Source organism: Mycobacterium sp. 852002-30065_SCH5024008 (assembly GCF_001665645.1).
Lineage (GTDB): Bacteria > Actinomycetota > Actinomycetes > Mycobacteriales > Mycobacteriaceae > Mycobacterium > Mycobacterium paraffinicum.
The window spans coordinates 1-19,575 of sequence record NZ_LZSZ01000050.1; the positions used below are offsets into that span (position 1 = coordinate 1).

Here is a 19,575-nt window from a genome sequence, read left to right on the forward strand (position 1 = left end):
CAGGGCTCCTGACCCGTCCCCACTACGATGTCGTTTTTCCGCCAGTTTTGTCGGCGGGCGGGTGTAAGTCTTGAAGCGTGCACGAAGACTTCGAACGCTGCTACCGCGCCGTCCAGTCCAAGGACGCCCGGTTCGACGGCTGGTTCGTCACGGCGGTACTGACAACCGGCATCTATTGCCGGCCCAGCTGCCCGGTGCGGCCGCCTTTCGCTCGCAACGTCCGGTTCTACCCGACCGCCGCCGCTGCTCAGCGCGCAGGATTCCGGGCATGTAAGCGGTGCCGTCCCGACGCGTCTCCAGGATCACCGGAATGGAACGTGCGTGGTGACGTCGTTGCACGGACGATGCGGCTCATCGCCGACGGCACGGTAGACCGTGAAGGTGTCGGCGGTCTAGCGGCCCATCTCGGTTACACCACCCGCCAGCTTGAGCGGCTGTTGCACGCCGAGGTCGGCGCCGGCCCGCTCGCGCTGGCCCGCGCTCAACGCGCGCAGACCGCCCGCTTGCTCGTCGAGACCACGAACCTGCCGTTCGGCGACATCGCGTTCGCTTCGGGGTTTTCCAGCATTCGGCAGTTCAACGACACGGTGCGCTCCGTCTTCGACAATGCGCCGACGGAGCTGCGCCGGCGCGCCGCGGATCCATCGGGGGCCGGAAAATTCCGAGCCGCTTCGGCGGGGACGGTCAGCCTGCGGCTGCCGGTGCGCACGCCATTCGCCTACGAGGGCGTCTTCGGTCATCTCGCCGCCGGAACGGTGCCCGGCTGCGAGGAGATCCGCGACGGTGCATACCGACGCAGCCTGCGCCTTCCGTTCGGCAGCGCCGTGGTCGCCCTGACGCCGGCGACCGACCACGTCCGCTGTGTGCTCACCCTCGACGACTTCCGTGACCTGACGACGGCGATCGCCCGCTGTCGGCGGCTGCTGGATCTCGACGCCGACCCCGAGGCGGTGGACGACGCGCTGGCCGGTGACCCGTACCTGGCCCCCGTGGTGGCCAAGGCGCCCGGCCAACGCGTTCCGCGCACCGTTGACGAGGCCGAGCTGGCCGTGCGCGCGGTCCTCGGTCAACAGGTGTCGACCAAGGCGGCCAGAACCCACGCCGGTCGCCTGGTCGCGGCATACGGTGAGCCGGTCGCGGACCCCGACGGCGGATTGACCCACACCTTCCCGTCAGCGGAGCAGCTCGCGGAGATCGACCCCGTCCACTTGGCGGTCCCCAGAGCCCGGCGCCGGACCCTGAACGCACTGGTCGCCGGCCTCGCCGACGGCAGTATCGTCCTGGACAGCGGGAGCGACTGGGAAGCCGCCCGCAGGCAATTGCTGGACGTGCCCGGAGTAGGCCCATGGACCGCTGAGGTGATTGCAATGCGCGGCCTCGGTGACCCGGACGCATTCCCCGCCACCGACCTTGGCCTTCGCCTGGCCGCCAAGCAGCTGGGCTTGCCGATTGGCGAACGTGCCCTGGTCGCCCATGGCATCCAGTGGCGCCCTTGGCGCTCCTACGCCACCCAATACCTTTGGACCACCCTCGAGCATCCGGTTAACCAATGGCCACCACAGGAGGTCGCATGATCGAGTACCGCACCATCGACAGCCCGATCGGGCCGCTGACCCTAGCCGGCCAGGACTCGGTTCTGACCATGCTTCGGATGGTCGACCAGACCTACGAGCCGAGCCGCACCGGCTGGGCCCCGAATCCGGCCGCATTCAACGAGGCCACTGAGCAACTCAACGCTTATTTCGAGGGCGAACTCACGGAGTTCGATTTCGAATTCGAGCTGCGCGGCTCCGCATTTCAGCGGCGCGTGTGGGAGGCCCTTCGGACTATCCCTTACGGCGAAACCAGATCGTACGGACAAATCGCGGAACAGATCGGCGCTACCGGCTCCGCACGCGCCGTGGGATTGGCCAATGGCCACAACCCGATCGCGATTGTCATCCCCTGCCACCGCGTCATCGGCGCAAACGGCAGCCTCACCGGCTACGGCGGCGGCCTCGACCGAAAGCGAACGCTGCTCGCATTGGAAAAGAAACGCGCGTCGGTGAATTCGGCTCTGACACTATTCGACTAGGAAAGCGCTGGCATCAGCGAATGCAAAAACACCCCCGTTGCCGGGGGTGTTTTTGTGTATGTTCGGCGGTGTCCTACTTTTCCACCCGGATGGGCAGTATCATCGGCGCTGACAGGCTTAGCTTCCGGGTTCGGAATGGGACCGGGCGTTTCCCTGTCGCTGTGGCCGCCGTAACTCTATTTAAATTTGGTTTCGGTGGGGGGTGTGGCGTCAGAGCGTCCCGCGACTAATAGTCGCTGGAACTGAAAAGTGGTTGCGATTGCGTGTTGGTAAGTTTTCGGCCGGTTAGTGCCAGTTCCCTACACCCATTACTGGGCTTCCAGGTCTGGCCTATCGATCCCGTGGTCTGCGGGGGGCCTTATCCCTCTAAAAGGGTGAGAAACCTGATCTTGGAGAAGGTTTCCCGCTTAGATGCTTTCAGCGGTTATCCTGTCCGAACGTGGCTATCCAGCCGTGCCCCTGGTGGGACAACTGGTATACCAGAGGTTCGTCCGTCCCGGTCCTCTCGTACTAGGGACAGGTTTCCTCAAGTTTCTGACGCGCGCGGCGGATAGAGACCGAACTGTCTCACGACGTTCTAAACCCAGCTCGCGTGCCGCTTTAATGGGCGAACAGCCCAACCCTTGGGACCTGCTCCAGCCCCAGGATGCGACGAGCCGACATCGAGGTGCCAAACCATCCCGTCGATATGGACTCTTGGGGAAGATCAGCCTGTTATCCCCGGGGTACCTTTTATCCGTTGAGCGACACCCCTTCCACTCGGGGGTGCCGGATCACTAGTCCCGACTTTCGTCCCTGCTTGACTTGTAAGTCTCGCAGTCAAGCTCCCTTGTGCACTTACACTCAACACCTGATTGCCGTCCAGGTTGAGGGAACCTTTGGGCGCCTCCGTTACATTTTAGGAGGCAACCGCCCCAGTTAAACTACCCGCCAGGCACTGTCCGTGAACCCGATAAGGGTTCGACGTTAGGTGTCCAATACGATCAGAGTGGTATTTCAACAACGACTCCGCCCCAACTGGCGTTGAGGTTTCACAGTCTCCCACCTATCCTACACAAACCGTACCGAACACCAATACCAAGTTGTAGTGAAGGTCCCGGGGTCTTTTCGTCCTGCCGCGCGTAACGAGCATCTTTACTCGTAGTGCAATTTCGCCGAGTCTATGGTTGAGACAGTTGGGAAGTCGTTACGCCATTCGTGCAGGTCGGAACTTACCCGACAAGGAATTTCGCTACCTTAGGATGGTTATAGTTACCACCGCCGTTTACTGGGGCTTAAATTCTCCGCTTCACCTTACGGTTAACGGGTCCTCTTAACCTTCCAGCACCGGGCAGGCGTCAGTCCGTATACATCGTCTTGCGACTTCGCACGGACCTGTGTTTTTAGTAAACAGTCGCTACCCACTGGTTTCTGCGGCCGAATCCCGCTCCCACCGCAAGGGTGTTCACGGTATTCCGGCCCCCCTTCTCCCGAAGTTACGGGGGCATTTTGCCGAGTTCCTTAACCATAGTTATCTCGTACGCCTTGGTATTCTCTACCTGACCACCTGTGTCGGTTTGGGGTACGGGCCGTGTGTGTGCTCGCTAGAGGCTTTTCTTGGCAGCAGAGGATCACCGAATTCACCTCAATCGGCTATGCATCACCTCTCAGGATTAATGAGCGACGGATTTGCCTATCGCTCTCCCTACAGGCTTGCCCCAGTATTACCACTGACTGGTACGGCTACCTTCCTGCGTCACCCCATTGCTTGACTACTACCAGCGAAGGTCCCACGCAGCCGGCGATCCTCGCTCCCCGAAGGGATTGATAGACCACCATTTGGGTGGTTAGTACCGCTGATTCGTCAGGGACGCCCACACACGGGTACGGGAATATCAACCCGTTGTCCATCGACTACGCCTGTCGGCCTCGCCTTAGGTCCCGACTCACCCTGGGCGGACTGGCCTGGCCCAGGAACCCTTGGTCTTACGGCGGGCAAGGTTCTCACTTGCCTTATCGCTACTCATGCCTGCATTCTCACTCCCCCAAACTCCACCACCGGTTACCCGGTAGCTTCGCTGCATGGGGGACGCTCCCCTACCCAACCTTGCGGTTGCCGCGGCTTCGGCGGTGTGCTTGAGCCCCGCTACATTATCGGCGCACAATCACTTGACCAGTGAGCTATTACGCACTCTTTCAAGGGTGGCTGCTTCTAAGCCAACCTCCTGGTTGTCTCTGCGACTGCACATCCTTTTCCACTTAGCACACGCTTAGGGGCCTTAGCCGGCGATCTGGGCTGTTTCCCTCTCGACGTACGGAGCTTATCCCCCGCCGTCTCACTGCCACGCTATACACCACGGCATTCGGAGTTTGGCTGACGTCAGTAACCTAGTAGGGCCCATCGGCCATCCAGTAGCTCTACCTCCGTGGTGAAACACGTAACGCTGCACCTAAATGCATTTCGGGGAGAACCAGCTATCACGGAGTTTGATTGGCCTTTCACCCCTACCCACAGCTCATCCCCTCAGTCTTCAACCTAAGTGGGTTCGGGCCTCCACGCGGTCTTACCCGCGCTTCACCCTGGCCATGGGTAGATCACTCCGCTTCGGGTCCAGAACACGCCACTACACCCCAAAGGGGATGCGCCCTATTCAGACTCGCTTTCGCTGCGGCTACCCCGCACGGGTTAACCTCGCGACGTGTCCCTGACTCGCAGGCTCATTCTTCAAAAGGCACGCCATCACCCCACAAGGAGGCTCTGACGGATTGTAGGCACACGGTTTCAGGTACTCTTTCACTCCCCTCCCGGGGTACTTTTCACCATTCCCTCACGGTACTAATCCGCTATCGGTCATCGAGAAGTATTTAGGCTTACCGGGTGGTCCCGGCAGATTCACAGCAGATTCCACGGGCCCGCTGCTACTCGGGAGTTGATACAAGGTAGGTGCCGGGTTTTCGCGTACCGGGCTTTCACCGTCTACGGCGGGCCGTCCCAGGCCACTTCCGCTAACCACGACACTTTCTGACTACCCCTCAGCCAGGTAGAGCTGAGACATATCAATCCCACTACCCCGCACACACAACCCCTACCCGGTTACACATGCGTGCGGTTTAGCCTGTTCCGCGTTCGCTCGCCACTACTGACGGAATCACAATTGTTTTCTTCTCCTACGGGTACTGAGATGTTTCACTTCCCCGCGTTACCTCCCGCACCCTATATATTCAGATACGGGTAACACGACATCACTCGTGCTGGGTTTCCCCATTCGGAAATCCTCGGATCAAAGCTAGGTTGACAGCTCCCCGAGGCATATCGCAGCCTCCCACGTCCTTCATCGGCTCTCGATGCCAAGGCATCCACCATGCGCCCTTAGACACTTACATACACACAAAAATCAAAAAGAAATTACACATTTTAACGAACACGCGACCGTTGCCGGCAACGCATCCGTTTAGATGCTCGCAACCACTATCCAATACTCAAACACCACACCCCACCACCAAGATGGAGGGACACCACACGGACTGGCCGAGTGTTGTCTCAGGGCCCAATAGTGTGTCTGGCAATCATTTGCTGTTGTGCACCCGGCCCTCACCCACTACAGGTGAGAACCCCGCACGGCTTACACCCCACCAATTGGGATGTTTTTCGTGGTGCTCCTTAGAAAGGAGGTGATCCAGCCGCACCTTCCGGTACGGCTACCTTGTTACGACTTCGTCCCAATCGCCGATCCCACCTTCGACAGCTCCCTCCCAAGGGTTAGGCCACTGGCTTCGGGTGTTACCGACTTTCATGACGTGACGGGCGGTGTGTACAAGGCCCGGGAACGTATTCACCGCAGCGTTGCTGATCTGCGATTACTAGCGACTCCGACTTCACGGGGTCGAGTTGCAGACCCCGATCCGAACTGAGACCGGCTTTAAAAGGATTCGCTTAACCTTGCGGCATCGCAGCCCTTTGTACCGGCCATTGTAGCATGTGTGAAGCCCTGGACATAAGGGGCATGATGACTTGACGTCATCCCCACCTTCCTCCGAGTTGACCCCGGCAGTCTCTCACGAGTCCCCGGCATTACCCGCTGGCAACATGAGACAAGGGTTGCGCTCGTTGCGGGACTTAACCCAACATCTCACGACACGAGCTGACGACAGCCATGCACCACCTGCACACAGGCCACAAGGGAACGCCTATCTCTAGACGCGTCCTGTGCATGTCAAACCCAGGTAAGGTTCTTCGCGTTGCATCGAATTAATCCACATGCTCCGCCGCTTGTGCGGGCCCCCGTCAATTCCTTTGAGTTTTAGCCTTGCGGCCGTACTCCCCAGGCGGGGTACTTAATGCGTTAGCTACGGCACGGATCCCAAGGAAGGAAACCCACACCTAGTACCCACCGTTTACGGCGTGGACTACCAGGGTATCTAATCCTGTTCGCTCCCCACGCTTTCGCTCCTCAGCGTCAGTTACTGCCCAGAGACCCGCCTTCGCCACCGGTGTTCCTCCTGATATCTGCGCATTCCACCGCTACACCAGGAATTCCAGTCTCCCCTGCAGTACTCTAGTCTGCCCGTATCGCCCGCACGCTCACAGTTAAGCCGTGAGATTTCACGAACAACGCGACAAACCACCTACGAGCTCTTTACGCCCAGTAATTCCGGACAACGCTCGCACCCTACGTATTACCGCGGCTGCTGGCACGTAGTTGGCCGGTGCTTCTTCTCCACCTACCGTCAACTCACAAAGTGAGCCTTCGTCGATGGTGAAAGAGGTTTACAACCCGAAGGCCGTCATCCCCCACGCGGCGTCGCTGCATCAGGCTTGCGCCCATTGTGCAATATTCCCCACTGCTGCCTCCCGTAGGAGTCTGGGCCGTATCTCAGTCCCAGTGTGGCCGGACACCCTCTCAGGCCGGCTACCCGTCGTCGCCTTGGTAGGCCATCACCCCACCAACAAGCTGATAGGCCGCGGGCCCATCCCACACCGCAAAAGCTTTCCACCACAAGGCATGCGCCAAGTGGTCCTATCCGGTATTAGACCCAGTTTCCCAGGCTTATCCCGAAGTGCAGGGCAGATTGCCCACGTGTTACTCACCCGTTCGCCACTCGAGTACCCCCGAAGGGGCCTTTCCGTTCGACTTGCATGTGTTAAGCACGCCGCCAGCGTTCGTCCTGAGCCAGGATCAAACTCTCCAAACAAAATCTCCTCGCATAACGAGGTGAATTTCAAATCAGAGAAAATCTGACCTAACAAAAAGACACCAAATAACTGGCATCAAAAATTGCCATACCCACACACGGGGAGTGCTAGGTATGGCCAAAAAAACAACAACAAATAATAAAAACCAAACACACTATTGAGTTCTCAAACAACACTTGTTTCGCCCGTTTTGGGGCAACCCTGCCAGCTTAATACAAGTCCGGCAGTGGAGTCAACTCCCAGTTTTGGTCTTCCATAGACCGTTTCGGGAGCAGCCGTGCCAGGCTAGTACCAATCCAGCGAGGGAGTCAAGCGCCCGGGGTGTCGACCGCCTGGTGTGGCGACCGGCCCTGCGGGGCACTGACTTTGGTTACTCTACCCGCTCGATCTCCGCTCCCAAAATCGCCAGGTTTTCGACGAACAAGGGGTAGCCGCGATCGATGTGGAAGACGTCGTGGACCTCGGTGTCACCGTCCGCCACGAGCCCCGCCAACACCAGGCCGGCACCGGCCCGAATATCCGAACACCACACCGGGGCGCTCGACAATTGGGGCAGACCTCGTACGACGGCATGGTGCCCGTCGGTGCGGGCGTCGGCGCCCAACCGGATCATTTCTTCGACGAAGCGGAAGCGCGCCTCGAAAACGTTTTCCGTGATCATCGACGTGCCGTCGGCGATCGACGCCAGGGCGATAGCCATCGGCTGCAGGTCGGTCGGGAACCCGGGGAACGGCAGCGTCGCGACGTTGACGGCCTTGGGGCGCTCGTACTGCGTGATCCGGAAGCTGTTGTCCGTTTGGGTGACCGTCGCGCCGGCGTCGTGCAGTTTATGCAGCACCACCTGGAGGTGGGCGGGGTCGACCCCCGTCACCGAAATGTCGCCTCGGGTCATCGCGGCCGCGATGCCCCACGTGGCGGCGACGATGCGATCACCGATCACACGGTGCTCGGTCGGGTGTAGCCGGGGGACGCCGGTGATGGTCATGGTCGGCGAACCCGCACCTTCGACCTGCGCGCCCATCTGATTCAACATGTTGCACAGGTCCACGACATCGGGTTCGCGCGCCGCGTTGTGGATTGTGGTTACGCCCTCGGCCAAGACGGCGGCCATCAGGATGTTTTCGGTGGCTCCCACCGACGGAAACTCGAGCTGAATCTCCGCACCGCGCAACGTGTCGGCTTGGGCGACGACGCAGCCGTGCTCGATATTGCATTGCGCGCCCAGTTGGCGCAGGCCCGACTGGTGCATGTCCAGCGGACGAGACCCGATCGCGTCACCGCCCGGCAGCGCGACCCTGGCGCGCTTGCACCGACCGACCAGCGGCCCAAGCACGCAGACCGACGCGCGGAACTGTCGCACCGCAGCGAAATCGGCGTCGTATTTCGGCTCGTCCGGTGAGGTGATGCGGGCGACATCGCCGTCGAGCTCCACGGTGGCGCCGAGCCCACGCAACACCTCGGCCATCAACGGCACGTCGAGGATGTCGGGGCAGTTGGTGATGGTGCTGGTGCCTTCGGCCAGCAGGGTCGCTGCCATCAGCTTGAGCACGCTGTTTTTGGCGCCCCCCACTGCGACTTCGCCGGACAACCGGTTGCCGCCGGTCACCACGAATCGCTCAGCCACCCGCGTCAGTCTAGTGAAGCGGTATCGGCTTGTCAGTCAGCCCGCTTGACGACGATGCGCTCCGCCGAGCGGAGTGAGGAGCGACACCCCCCAGCCGCGCTGGGAGCACCGCCCGCTCGCGGGGGACGGCGAGGGGGCGAGTCAAGCAGTCAGCCGAGGCTCCATGCCTACCCGGGCCGCAGTACCGTTTTGCTCATGGCGATACACCTGACCCGGATCTATACGCGAACCGGTGACGACGGCACGACGGGATTGAGTGACTTCTCGCGGGTCTCCAAGAACGACCCTCGTCTGGTCGCGTACGCCGATTGCGACGAGGCCAACTCGGCGATCGGCGTCGCGATCGCCTTGGGGCAGCCCGACGAGGAAACCGCCGGCGTACTGCGGCAGATCCAGAACGACCTGTTCGACGCCGGCGCGGACCTGTCGACCCCGGTGGTGGAAAACCCCGAATATCCCCCGTTGCGAATCACCCAGCCCTACATCGATCGACTGGAGGGCTGGTGTGACAAATATAACGAGCACCTGCCGGCGCTGAATTCCTTTGTGCTCCCGGGCGGTTCGCCGTTGTCGGCGCTGTTGCACGTTGCCCGCACGATCGTCCGTCGAGCGGAACGATCGGCCTGGGCGGCGATCGATGCCGCGCCGCAGCAGATCAACGTGCTTCCGGCGAAATACCTGAACCGCCTCTCGGATCTGCTTTTCATCCTGGCACGCGCGGCCAATCCCGACGGCGACGTGTTGTGGAAACCCGGCGGAGGCGCGCCGACCCCGGGTTAGCCTGCGGCACAAGGCCTAAACGCTGCGGCGACGGGCGCGTGGTGACGGACGGGACTCCAGCCAGGACAGGAAGGCCGTCAAAGCGCCCTTGTCCAGCGCGATCTCGTAACCGGTCCTGCGGTCCTGCGTCGTGTCGCGCAGCTCCACCACGACGATCTCGTCGGTCATGATGTCGAATTCGTCGCCGCGCGGCGCACGCCGGGCGACAATTTCCACTCCCCGGCGGCTGAGTCGACGGTCCGGCCACAAACGCAGGCTGGAGAGTCGGTAGAACGCCGCCTCACCGCCGCGGTAACGAATCACGCCGTGACGCCAGCCGTGACCTCCGACCGCGGGGATGTCCCGCATGATCCCCGCCGTGCCGCCCTGACGCAGCTTCCACAACCGATAACTCAGCGCGACGACCGCGCCCGCGAGGACAATGACGAGCACGACCATGCCGACCATGGGCGCGCTCATCCTCTTGTCCGGGGCGGCTAGTCGATCGCGCCGACGGCGCGCAATCTGCCGCGCCCCCGCGCCGCGATGCGCGGATCGTCGGACTCAGATTCCTCCCTGGCGGCGCTTTCGTCGATCTCAGATTCGAATGCGGCGGACTCGGCCAGGACCGTGACCGTCTCCTCGGTGACCGACAGGAAACCGCCTTCGATGGCGACCCGCAGATCGTCTTCGCCATCTCGCTCGACGCGCACCATTGCGTCGTCGACCAATTGCGCTACCAACGGGATATGCCGCGGCAGGATGCCGATCTCGCCGACGGTGGTGCGGGTGAACAGGAAAGTCGCCTCACCCGACCAGATCTTCCGGTCTACGGCGACTATCTCAACATTCAAATCCGCCATGCCACAGTGCCCTTCACAGCCTTTGACTCAGTCCTCAGGAATCCAGTTTGGCGCCGAAGCTTTCGGCTTTCTTGGCCAAGTCGTCGAGGCCACCGATCAAGAAGAACGCCTGCTCCGGTATGTGGTCGAAGTCGCCCTTGGTCAGGCGGTCGAACGCCTCGATGGTCTCCTTCAGCGGCACCGTCGAACCCGGCTGACCCGTGAACTGCTCGGCCGCCATCATGTTCTGCGAGAGGAACCGCTCGATGCGTCGTGCGCGCTGAACGAGCTGCTTGTCCTCTTCCGACAGCTCGTCGATACCGAGGATCGCGATGATGTCCTGGAGGTCCTTGTACCGCTGCAGGATTCGGATGACCTCCTGCGCCACGCGGTAGTGCTCGTCACCAACGATGCTCGGGTCCAGGATGGTCGAGCTCGATGCCAGCGGGTCCACCGCGGGGAAAATTCCCTTGGAGAACACCGAACGCGACAGCTCGGTGGTCGCGTCCAGGTGCGCGAACGTCGTCGCCGGCGCGGGGTCGGTGTAGTCGTCGGCGGGCACGTAGACCGCCTGCATCGACGTGATCGAGCGGCCGCGGGTCGACGTGATGCGCTCCTGCAGCTCGCCCATCTCGTCGGCCAGCGTGGGCTGGTAGCCCACGGCCGACGGCATACGGCCGAGCAGTGTCGACACCTCGGAACCCGCCTGAGTGAAGCGGAAGATGTTGTCGATGAACAGCAGCACGTCCTGGCCGGCCTCGTCGCGGAACCACTCCGCCATCGTCAGCGCCGACAGCGCCACCCGCATACGGGTGCCGGGCGGCTCGTCCATCTGACCGAACACCAGCGCGGTGTCTTTGAGCACGTCGGCTTCTTTGAGCTCAACCCAAAGGTCGTTGCCCTCGCGGGTGCGCTCGCCCACGCCGGCGAAAACCGAAGTACCACCGAAGTTGCGGGCGATACGGTTGATCATCTCCTGGATGAGCACCGTCTTGCCCACGCCGGCACCGCCGAACAGCGCGATCTTGCCACCACGCACGTACGGGGTCAGCAGGTCGACGACCTTGAGCCCGGTTTCGAGCATCTCGGTACGGGGCTCGAGCTCTTCGAAGGCCGGGGGCTTGCGGTGGATCGACCAATGCTCGAAGTCCTCGCCGTATCCCGGCTTGTCCAGGCAGTCCCCGAGCGCGTTGAAGACGTGACCCTTCACCTCTTGGCCGACCGGCACCGAGATCGGCTTGCCGCTGTCGGTGACCTCGACGCCGCGGACCAGGCCGTCGGTGGGCTGCAACGAAATGGTGCGAACCAGGCTGTCGCCGAGGTGCTGTGCGACCTCCAGCGTGAGGGTCTTCTTGAGTTCCTCGAACGTGATCTCGGCGTTGAGCGCGTTGAACAGTTCAGGCACGGATCCACGCGGGAACTCGACGTCGACCACGGGGCCGGTGATCCGTACCACGCGGCCGCTGGTCTCGGAGTTGGTGGACTTATCGGTCTTTTCTGTTGCTTCGGTAGTAGCAGCCATATCTTTTCTTCTTCCTCGTGTGCTACTTGGCGTCGGCGAGTGCGTTTGCACCGCCGACGATTTCGCTGATCTCTTGGGTGATCTGAGCCTGCCGCTCGCGGTTCGCCATCAGCGTCAGTTCTTTGATCAGGTCGTCCGCATTGTCGGTCGCCGACTTCATCGCTCGTTGGCGCGACGCGAGCTCAGATGCCGCCGATTCGAGCAGCGCGGCGTAGACGCGGGTCGTCACGTACCGCGGCAGCAACGACTCGAAAAGCGTTGTCGCGTCAGGCTCGAACGAGTACAGCGTGTGAAGTTCCTCGGTGTCTTCGACATACTCCACGACCAGCGGAGCGATGCGGTGGGCCACCGCGGCCTGCGACATCATCGACTTGAACTCCGAGTAGACGATGTGCAGTTCGTCCACGCCTTGGTCGTCCTGTGACTCCTCGTCGCCTGCGCCCTTCATGAACGTCTCAACCAGGGTCGAGGCGATCTCCGCGGCGTTTTCGTAGCTGGGTTGCTCGGAGAAGCCCGTCCACGAGTCGGTGATGTCCCAGTTGCGGAATTTGAAGTAGTTCAGCGCCTTACGGCCAACCGTGTAGACGACCGGCGTCTTGCCTTCCTCCCTCAGCAGGGAGAACAGCTCCTCGGATCGACGGAAGATGCTGGAGTTGTAGGCGCCGCACAGACCGCGGTCGGAGGACACCACGACGACGCCGGCCCGCTTGGGCTCTTCCCGTTCGACCAGCAAAGGGTGATCAAGGGCGGCTTCCGACGACAGGGTGGTGAGCATCGCCGTGATCTGGAGCGCGTAGGGCCTGGCGGCTTGCAGCCGGGTCTGCGCCTTGCCGATGCGCGATGTCGCGATCATCTCCTGGGCCTTGGTGATCTTCTTGATCGACCCCGCCGAGCGAATCCGGCCGCGTAGTTCGCGAAGTGTGGCTGCCATCGTTAGCTACTTCTTGTCCTTGCCGCTCTTGGAGTCCTTCTTGTCCTTCGGCTTCTCCTTCTTGACCTGGACCGACTCCTTTTCGAGATCTTCCTCGTCCAGAGGCTCGACGTGCTCGTCGGGCACCACCGATCCGCCGCCCGTGGCCGCGAATCCCTTCTTGAACTTGTTGATGATCTCGGTCAGCTGATTTTCGCCCTCTTCGGAAAGCTTTCCGCTGTCGCGGATACCGGCCAGAAACTTCTCTTCCGATGCCCGCATGTGGTCCAGCAACTCGGTTTCGAAGCGCCTGACGTCCTCGACCGGCACCGAGTCCAGGTGACCGCCGGTGCCCAGGAAGATCGAAACCACCTGCTCCTCAACCGGCATGGGCTGGTACTGCGGTTGCTTGAGCAGCTCGACCAGCCGCTCACCGCGCTGCAGCTGCGCCTTGGAGGTGGCGTCCAGGTCCGAAGCGAAGGCCGCGAACGATTCCAGTTCGCGGTACTGCGACAGGTCCAGACGCAGCGAGCCGGCCACCTCTTTCATGGCCTTGATCTGCGCCGCACCGCCCACGCGGGACACCGACACACCGACGTTGATGGCCGGCCGCACACCCTGGTTGAACAGGTCGGACTCCAGGAAGCACTGGCCGTCGGTGATCGAGATGACGTTGGTCGGGATGTAGGCCGAGATGTCGTTGGCCTTGGTCTCGATGATCGGCAGACCCGTCAGCGAACCGCCCCCAAGTTCGTCGGAGAGCTTCGCGCAGCGCTCCAGCAGCCGCGAGTGCAGGTAGAACACGTCACCGGGGTACGCCTCGCGGCCCGGCGGGCGGCGCAGCAGCAGTGAGATCGCGCGGTACGCCTCGGCCTGCTTGCTCAGGTCGTCGAAGACGATCAGCACGTGCTTGCCGTCGTACATCCAGTGCTGGGCGATCGCCGAACCCGTGTACGGCGCAAGCCATTTGAAGCCCGCGGAGTCCGATGCCGGCGCCGCGACGATGGTGGTGTAGTCCATCGCGCCGCCCTCTTCGAGCGCACGCCGGACCGAAGCGATCGTGGTGCCCTTCTGGCCGATGGCCACGTAGACGCAGCGGACCTGCTTCTTTTCGTCGCCGCTCTCCCAGTTCTCCCGCTGGTTGAGGATGGTGTCGACGCAGACGGCGGTCTTGCCGGTCTTGCGGTCGCCGATGATCAGCTGCCGCTGGCCGCGTCCGATCGGCGTCATCGCGTCGATGGCCTTGATGCCGGTCTGCAGCGGCTCGCTGACGCTTTGCCGCTGCACCACGGACGGCGCCTGGATCTCCAGGGCGCGTCGGATGTCGGTGTCGATGTCTCCCCGACCGTCGATGGGGTGCCCGAGCGGATTGACGACGCGCCCCAGGAATGCGTCGCCGACGGGGACGGACAGGACCTCGCCGGTGCGCTTGACCTGTTGGCCCTCTTCGATTTTCTCGAAGTCACCGAGGATCACCGCGCCGACGCTGTGCTCGTCGAGGTTCAGTGCGACGCCGAGGACCCCGCCCGGAAACTCGAGCAGTTCCTGGGTCATGACGGAGGGCAGCCCTTCGACGTGCGCGATGCCGTCCCCGGCGTCGACTACGGTACCGACCTCTTCGCGGGAGGTGTCGGAGGCGAAAGAGCCTACGTACTCCTCGACGGCGCTCTGGATGTCATCAGCGGAGATTGTCAACTCGGCCATGGCTTTTCGTCTTCCTACTTGATCTTCGTTCGCGTGTGCTTGTGCTGATTGATGGTGTCAGTCGGGCAATTGAGCCTTTGCCGCGGCAAGGCGAGAAGCGAGTGTCCCGTCAATCACTTCGTCGGCCACGGAGATAAGCAGGCCGCCCAGGAGTTCGGCATCGATCTCTAGCTGCACCGTCACCCGGTGACCGTAAATACGGCCGAGCACATCGGTGAGGCGAGACCGCTGGGCATCGCTGGGTTCGGCCGCCGCGCTGACCTGGGCGACGATTTCACCCCGGCGTGCCACCGCAACTTGTGCCAAGAACTGAACGGCCTCCTCGGCCGACCGACCTCTTAGCAGCTGGACGGTGTGCGTCAGCAGCGACACCACAATTGGGTTGACCCTGCCGCTCGCGCTGTCAAGTACGTTGCGCAGCAGCCCAACTCGGCCTTCCACCGGCACACCGTAGTCGCCCAATAGGATGGCGAGTCGCGGCTGCGCGTCAAGAATGCGGGAGAACCGGAACAACTGGTCTTCGACGTCGTCGACCTTGTCCTCACGTTCGGCGACTTCGAGCAACGCCTGCCGCGAGATGTGCTCGATGGCGTCGATCAAATCGGAGTTGGCCGACCACCGCTCCGAGACGGCCAGCCGGAGAACGTCGAGTGTGGCGTCGGAGACCTTGCCCGAGACCAGGCGCTCGATCAACCGTACCCGGGGCGTCGCGTCCTCGGCTGGCACGGTGAGATACCGGGTGACAACGATCTCGCGGTCCAGCATTTCGGCGACCGAGACGAGCTCGCCGGACACCGTGGAAAGCGCCTTGTTGTCAAGGTCTTTGGCTATGTCGCCGAACCGCTCGACCAGGCTGACCACTGCTTGCCGACTGGCCGAGCGCATCTTCGTCAACAGCGGATACTGAACCTCGGCGGGTGCCGGCGCCATCTCTTCGAGATCTTCCAGGAACCGATCGACGGTGGCCGACTGCTGCTCCGGGTCTGCGACGTAGTTACGCACCAACTCGCCCGCCTGGCGGACAGCTTCGTGACCGAGTTCCAGGCGAAGCTGGCGGCTCAGCTGGGTGCGCAGCAGGTCGACCTGGCGGCCGCCCTGTGTGGTAATGCGTTCGGACTCGACGTCGGCCTGGGACCGGAACTGTTCGGCGAGGCGGCCGGCGTCCGTCTGGGCCTCTTCGACGAGCCGTTCGGCTTCCGTCTTGGCGGATTCCACGGCATTACTGTGGGCCGTGGTCGACTCGGTCAACCGATCTGCCGCTGCCGCAGAGTCTTTCAACTGTTGGCGCACGGTCTCTTGACGAGCGGCCATCAGACGACGCACCGGCGGCACGACGTACCGCACGACCAGTAACACGATGGCCGCGAACCCGATCAACTGTCCGATGAATGTCGACATGCGCGATTACCGTCCAGGTTTCCCGGTTGCGGACGTGGCAGCGGTGGCCGGGACCACCTCGACGCCCAGGATCCGGCTGGCCAGCGTCGCCGACATGGCCGCCACGTTGGCGCGCAGATCCAGTTCCACGGAGTCTCTCTCCCGCTTCAGTTGCTCGGAGGCCATTTGCAACGTCGACATCACCTGTTGCTCGGCACGGGCGCGCGCGTCTTCGACCACCTTACGGCCTTCGGCGCGGGCATTGTCCCGCAACGACGACGCCTCAACCCGGGCCTCCGTCAAAGCCTCTTCGTAGTCGGCCTTGGCGGCGTCGAACTGCTCAGCGGCCTTCTTGTTGTCGGCAGCCGTCTTGGCAACCATGGCGTCCCGCTCGCGCAACACCCGCATGACCGGCGGCACGACGAACGTGCCGATGACGGCCAGCACGATCAGGAAGATGGCCAGAACGAAGAAGAAAGTGCCGTTCGGGACGAGGAAGTTGTTGCCTCCCTCTGCCATCACCTGGCTGGATGCCAGAACGCTCAGGCTCGCGTCACCCATCACAGCGGGTTAGGTGCCGACGGGTGTGGCGAAGACGAACAGCGCCATGAACGCCAAGTTGATGAAGTAGGCCGCCTCAACCAGACCGACGGTGATGAAGAACGGCGTGAACAGCCGGCCTTGCGCCTCGGGTTGCCGGGCGATGCCGGATACCAGCGCGTTACCGGCGATACCGTCACCGATACCGGCGCCGATCGCGCCACCGCCCATGATGAGTCCACCGCCGATGAGAGCAGCGGCAGCGACTTGGGGGTCCAGAGCCATTCTTATCCTCCTTGATAGCTGGTAGCGGTCTACCAGGCCTCTGTAATGGTGTGTGGGACAAAGCGATTCATGGTGGGCTCAGTCATGGTGTTCCTCGATCTCCATGGCTTGGCTGAAGTAGAGGATCGTCAAGATCGAGAAGATGAACGCCTGGATCGCCCCGACGAACAGGTCGAAGGCCTTCCAGATCGCGTTGGGTGCCCACATGATGTACGGCGGGAAGAGCGCGATCAGCGCGACCAGGATGCCGCCGGCGAAGATGTTGCCGAAAAGTCGGAGCGACAACGAGATCGGCTTGGCGAGCTCTTCGACGAGGTTGATCGGTGCCAGGAACGCCACGTGGCCCTTGAGCACGGCGAGCGGGTGGCCGACGATGCCGCGGCGCCAGATGCCCGCCACGTGATAGCAGACGAACACGAAGAGGGCCAGCGCCAGAACGTAGTTGATGTCCGCGGCCGCCGACTTCAGCAGTTCGGTGGTGTGCCCGGACTTATCGGTGTACTGCAGCGGGAGCACCGACAGCCAGTTGGAGATCAGGATGAACACGAAGATCGTGACAGCCAGCGGCAACACGAACGGCGCGATCCGCATCCCGACCGCGGCCTCGATCTGATCGCGCATCTGGACGGTGATGGCCTCCCAGAACAACTGCACACCGCTTGGGACCCCGGTGGAAGTGATCTTCGCCCGGAGGAAGAAGGCCAGCGCCAGGACGATCACGGCGGCGATCGCGGTCGACAGGATCGTGTCGGTGTTGACGGTCAGCCCGAGCCATTTGGCTTGGTTGTGTTCCCCAACCTCGATGGCGGCGGCCAGGAACGTCGTCTCAGTCATCGCTGCTGCCTCTTCCTTCCGTTCCTTCCGATCCCGCGATCACGCCGCCGCCTCCGTCCGAGGGATGGGCGTCCGCCCAGTCACCGGCGCGCAGCTTCTTCCACACCGGAAGCGCCGTCGATGCCACCAACAAGACCTGGAAAAGCGCCAGCCCGAACACGACACCCAGGCCGGCGGGCCGGAAAATGTAGGCGATGATCAGCCCGATGATCGTGATCATGGCCAGCCGGGTAGCAGAATTGAGCGCCATCGTGCTTTTCAGCGGGTGCTCTTTCGCGGTGATCGACGCGACCGAACGACGCACCAGAAGGGCGTTGAGCAAACCGAGCAGCAACCCGACACCGAAGAAGACCCCGACCATCACGTGACCGGTCAGACCGGTGGCGATGACTGCCACCGCAGTAACCGCAATGCTGAGGACGAACAGGCGGACCGGGCGGAACGCAACAGAGGGAAACACCAACGGCGCGTCCTGCGCTGGTGTCGTCACTGCAGCACCTCAATCCCAAGTTGGTAGAGCGGGAGTCCCCCGACCGACTGATCGGTGGCCCGCCGAGCGTATCGCACGTCACAGTGGAATCACCCAAGGGGTATCTCCCGACGTGAGTCCCCAGCCGACCCAACCGGATCTGCGTCCGATGGACCGGCGTTCTGTGCGGCTTTTTGGGGTTCTACCTGCACCGTACCATATCGGCAACACCACTACTACTAGCTGTCGTAGTCCTCGTCTTCGTACTCGTCTCGCCGGCGCATGAGGGGGATCGCCGTCGCGACGCCGGCGACCACGATCGCGCCCAGCATCACCGCGGCGGTATCGCGGGGATTGAAGAAAATCGTGCTGGCGGCGCCGAACGCGACGATGCCGACCCACAGGTAGATCAGCAACACCACCCTGCGGTGGGAATGACCGATCTGCAGCAAGCGGTGGTGCAGGTGCATCTTGTCGGGGCTGAACGCGCTGCGGCCCGCGCGGGTGCGGCGCACGATCGCCAGCAGCAAATCAAGCATCGGCACGAACATGACGGCGACCACCAGTAGGAACGGCGACAGCAGCGCGAACACGTCGCGCGCACCATAGGCGTTTTGCGAAACGGGGCCGGCGGCGGTGGTGGAGGCCGCGGCGAGCATCAAGCCGATCAGCATCGAGCCCGAATCACCCATGAAGATCTTGGCGCGGTGGAAGTTGTGCGGCAGGAAGCCCAGACAGGCCCCCGCGAGCACCACGGAGATCACGGCGGGCGGATAGAAGAGGACATCGCCGCCGTGGTCGCGTAGCAGGCCGACCGAGAACATGCAGATCGCCAGGGCGGTAATCAGTCCGAGCCCGGCGGCCAGTCCGTCGAGTCCGTCGACGAAGTTCATCGCGTTGACGATGGACACCGTGAGCGCCAGCGTGAGCAGGATCGACGAGGCCTGGTCCAGCACGATGGTGCCGACCCCGCCGATCGGGATGTAGAGGACGCTCCAGGCCACGCCCATGGTGACCAGCACACTCGCCGCGGTGATCTGGCCGGCGAACTTCGTCAGGGCGTCGAGCCCCCAACGATCGTCGATGAGGCCGATGCCCATGATCACCGCGCCGGCCACCAGCACCGCCGGCATACCCGTCGAATAGACGAACCCGCGAGTGAGCGCCGGAAGCTGGGACGCCAGGAAGACGGCCGAAAGAACGCCGAGGAACATCGCCAGCCCGCCCATGCGCGGCGTCGGGGTGACGTGTACGTCGCGTTCCCGCGGATACGCAACCGCGCCCAGCCGGGTGGCGAGCACGCGCACGGGACCGGTCGCGAAATACGTGATGATGGCGGCGGTCAGTCCAACGAGTGCAAGCTCGCGAAGCGGGACACCGGTCCCGCGGTCACCCAGGGCGAGCAAACCACTGGCGAGGTTGGTTACGTCGCTGGACACGTCGAGACCGTACTGCACCAACC

General features: G+C 62.6%; 15 protein-coding genes and 3 rRNA genes. 3 read left to right on the forward strand and 15 right to left on the reverse strand.

Features of this window, described 5'->3' with window-relative positions; all coding sequences use genetic code 11:
* Window positions 1–77 precede the first annotated feature (77 nt).
* Together A5781_RS05085 and A5781_RS05090 are read left to right on the forward strand one after the other, a co-directional pair.
* Window positions 78–1,574, forward strand: a complete 1,497-nt coding sequence (locus A5781_RS05085) for a DNA-3-methyladenine glycosylase 2 family protein (RefSeq protein WP_067202180.1) — start codon at window positions 78–80, stop codon at window positions 1,572–1,574.
* The gene (locus A5781_RS05090; protein WP_067202183.1) at window positions 1,571–2,074 is read left to right on the forward strand and encodes a methylated-DNA--[protein]-cysteine S-methyltransferase; all 504 of its coding nucleotides are present in this window, start codon (window positions 1,571–1,573) and stop codon (window positions 2,072–2,074) included. Before A5781_RS05085 ends, A5781_RS05090 begins: the two co-directional genes overlap by 4 nt.
* 60 nt (window positions 2,075–2,134) lie before the next feature.
* On the opposite strand, the gene rrf is transcribed toward A5781_RS05090, so the two are convergent.
* The 4 genes from rrf to murA all read right to left on the reverse strand — a co-directional run bounded on the left by rrf (window position 2,135) and on the right by murA (window position 8,871).
* Window positions 2,135–2,247, reverse strand: a 5S ribosomal RNA gene (rrf, locus tag A5781_RS05095).
* A 92-nt stretch (window positions 2,248–2,339) separates the two neighbouring features.
* A 23S ribosomal RNA gene (locus tag A5781_RS05100) occupies window positions 2,340–5,437 on the reverse strand.
* 281 nt (window positions 5,438–5,718) lie between these two features.
* Window positions 5,719–7,246 (reverse strand): 16S ribosomal RNA (locus A5781_RS05105).
* Together the 16S, 23S and 5S rRNA genes form the textbook arrangement of a ribosomal RNA operon.
* A 371-nt stretch (window positions 7,247–7,617) precedes the next feature.
* Window positions 7,618–8,871, reverse strand: a complete 1,254-nt coding sequence (gene murA, locus A5781_RS05110; RefSeq protein WP_067202186.1) for a UDP-N-acetylglucosamine 1-carboxyvinyltransferase — start codon at window positions 8,869–8,871, stop codon at window positions 7,618–7,620.
* A 195-nt stretch (window positions 8,872–9,066) separates the two neighbouring features.
* Here murA and A5781_RS05115 point away from each other — a divergent pair, with 195 nt between their 5' ends.
* The gene (locus A5781_RS05115) at window positions 9,067–9,651 is read left to right on the forward strand and encodes a cob(I)yrinic acid a,c-diamide adenosyltransferase (RefSeq protein WP_067202189.1); all 585 of its coding nucleotides are present in this window, start codon (window positions 9,067–9,069) and stop codon (window positions 9,649–9,651) included.
* A 15-nt stretch (window positions 9,652–9,666) separates the two neighbouring features.
* Here A5781_RS05115 and A5781_RS05120 read toward each other — a convergent pair whose 3' ends face one another.
* The 11 genes from A5781_RS05120 to A5781_RS05170 all read right to left on the reverse strand — a co-directional run bounded on the left by A5781_RS05120 (window position 9,667) and on the right by A5781_RS05170 (window position 19,570).
* The gene (locus tag A5781_RS05120; RefSeq protein ID WP_067202193.1) at window positions 9,667–10,110 is read right to left on the reverse strand and encodes a DUF2550 domain-containing protein; all 444 of its coding nucleotides are present in this window, start codon (window positions 10,108–10,110) and stop codon (window positions 9,667–9,669) included.
* Window positions 10,111–10,127: 17 nt separating this feature from the next.
* Window positions 10,128–10,493: a F0F1 ATP synthase subunit epsilon gene (locus A5781_RS05125; RefSeq protein ID WP_067202196.1), complete on the reverse strand. Its 366-nt coding sequence runs from the start codon at window positions 10,491–10,493 to the stop codon at window positions 10,128–10,130.
* Window positions 10,494–10,527: 34 nt separating this feature from the next.
* Window positions 10,528–11,994, reverse strand: coding sequence for a F0F1 ATP synthase subunit beta (gene atpD / locus A5781_RS05130; RefSeq protein ID WP_067202199.1), 1,467 nt, complete (start codon window positions 11,992–11,994; stop codon window positions 10,528–10,530).
* Window positions 11,995–12,016: 22 nt separating this feature from the next.
* Entirely contained in the window at window positions 12,017–12,925 is a 909-nt protein-coding gene (locus A5781_RS05135; protein ID WP_067202201.1) for a F0F1 ATP synthase subunit gamma, read from the reverse strand.
* Between the two features lie 6 nt (window positions 12,926–12,931).
* Window positions 12,932–14,608, reverse strand: a complete 1,677-nt coding sequence (gene atpA, locus A5781_RS05140; RefSeq protein ID WP_067202204.1) for a F0F1 ATP synthase subunit alpha — start codon at window positions 14,606–14,608, stop codon at window positions 12,932–12,934.
* Between the two features lie 57 nt (window positions 14,609–14,665).
* Window positions 14,666–16,006 (reverse strand): F0F1 ATP synthase subunit B/delta, encoded by a 1,341-nt coding sequence (locus tag A5781_RS05145; RefSeq protein ID WP_067202206.1) that lies wholly within the window; start codon window positions 16,004–16,006, stop codon window positions 14,666–14,668.
* A 6-nt stretch (window positions 16,007–16,012) separates the two neighbouring features.
* Window positions 16,013–16,546, reverse strand: a complete 534-nt coding sequence (locus A5781_RS05150) for a F0F1 ATP synthase subunit B (protein ID WP_067202208.1) — start codon at window positions 16,544–16,546, stop codon at window positions 16,013–16,015.
* A 9-nt stretch (window positions 16,547–16,555) separates the two neighbouring features.
* Window positions 16,556–16,804 (reverse strand): F0F1 ATP synthase subunit C, encoded by a 249-nt coding sequence (locus A5781_RS05155; RefSeq protein WP_024636915.1) that lies wholly within the window; start codon window positions 16,802–16,804, stop codon window positions 16,556–16,558.
* 84 nt (window positions 16,805–16,888) lie between these two features.
* Window positions 16,889–17,644 (reverse strand): F0F1 ATP synthase subunit A, encoded by a 756-nt coding sequence (gene atpB / locus A5781_RS05160; RefSeq protein ID WP_067202211.1) that lies wholly within the window; start codon window positions 17,642–17,644, stop codon window positions 16,889–16,891.
* Entirely contained in the window at window positions 17,637–18,134 is a 498-nt protein-coding gene (locus A5781_RS05165; RefSeq protein WP_067202214.1) for an ATP synthase subunit I, read from the reverse strand. Before A5781_RS05165 ends, atpB begins: the two co-directional genes overlap by 8 nt.
* Window positions 18,135–18,352: 218 nt before the next feature.
* Complete coding sequence (locus tag A5781_RS05170) at window positions 18,353–19,570, reverse strand: glycosyltransferase family 4 protein (protein ID WP_156622568.1); 1,218 nt, start codon at window positions 19,568–19,570, stop codon at window positions 18,353–18,355.
* Window positions 19,571–19,575: the final 5 nt, after the last annotated feature.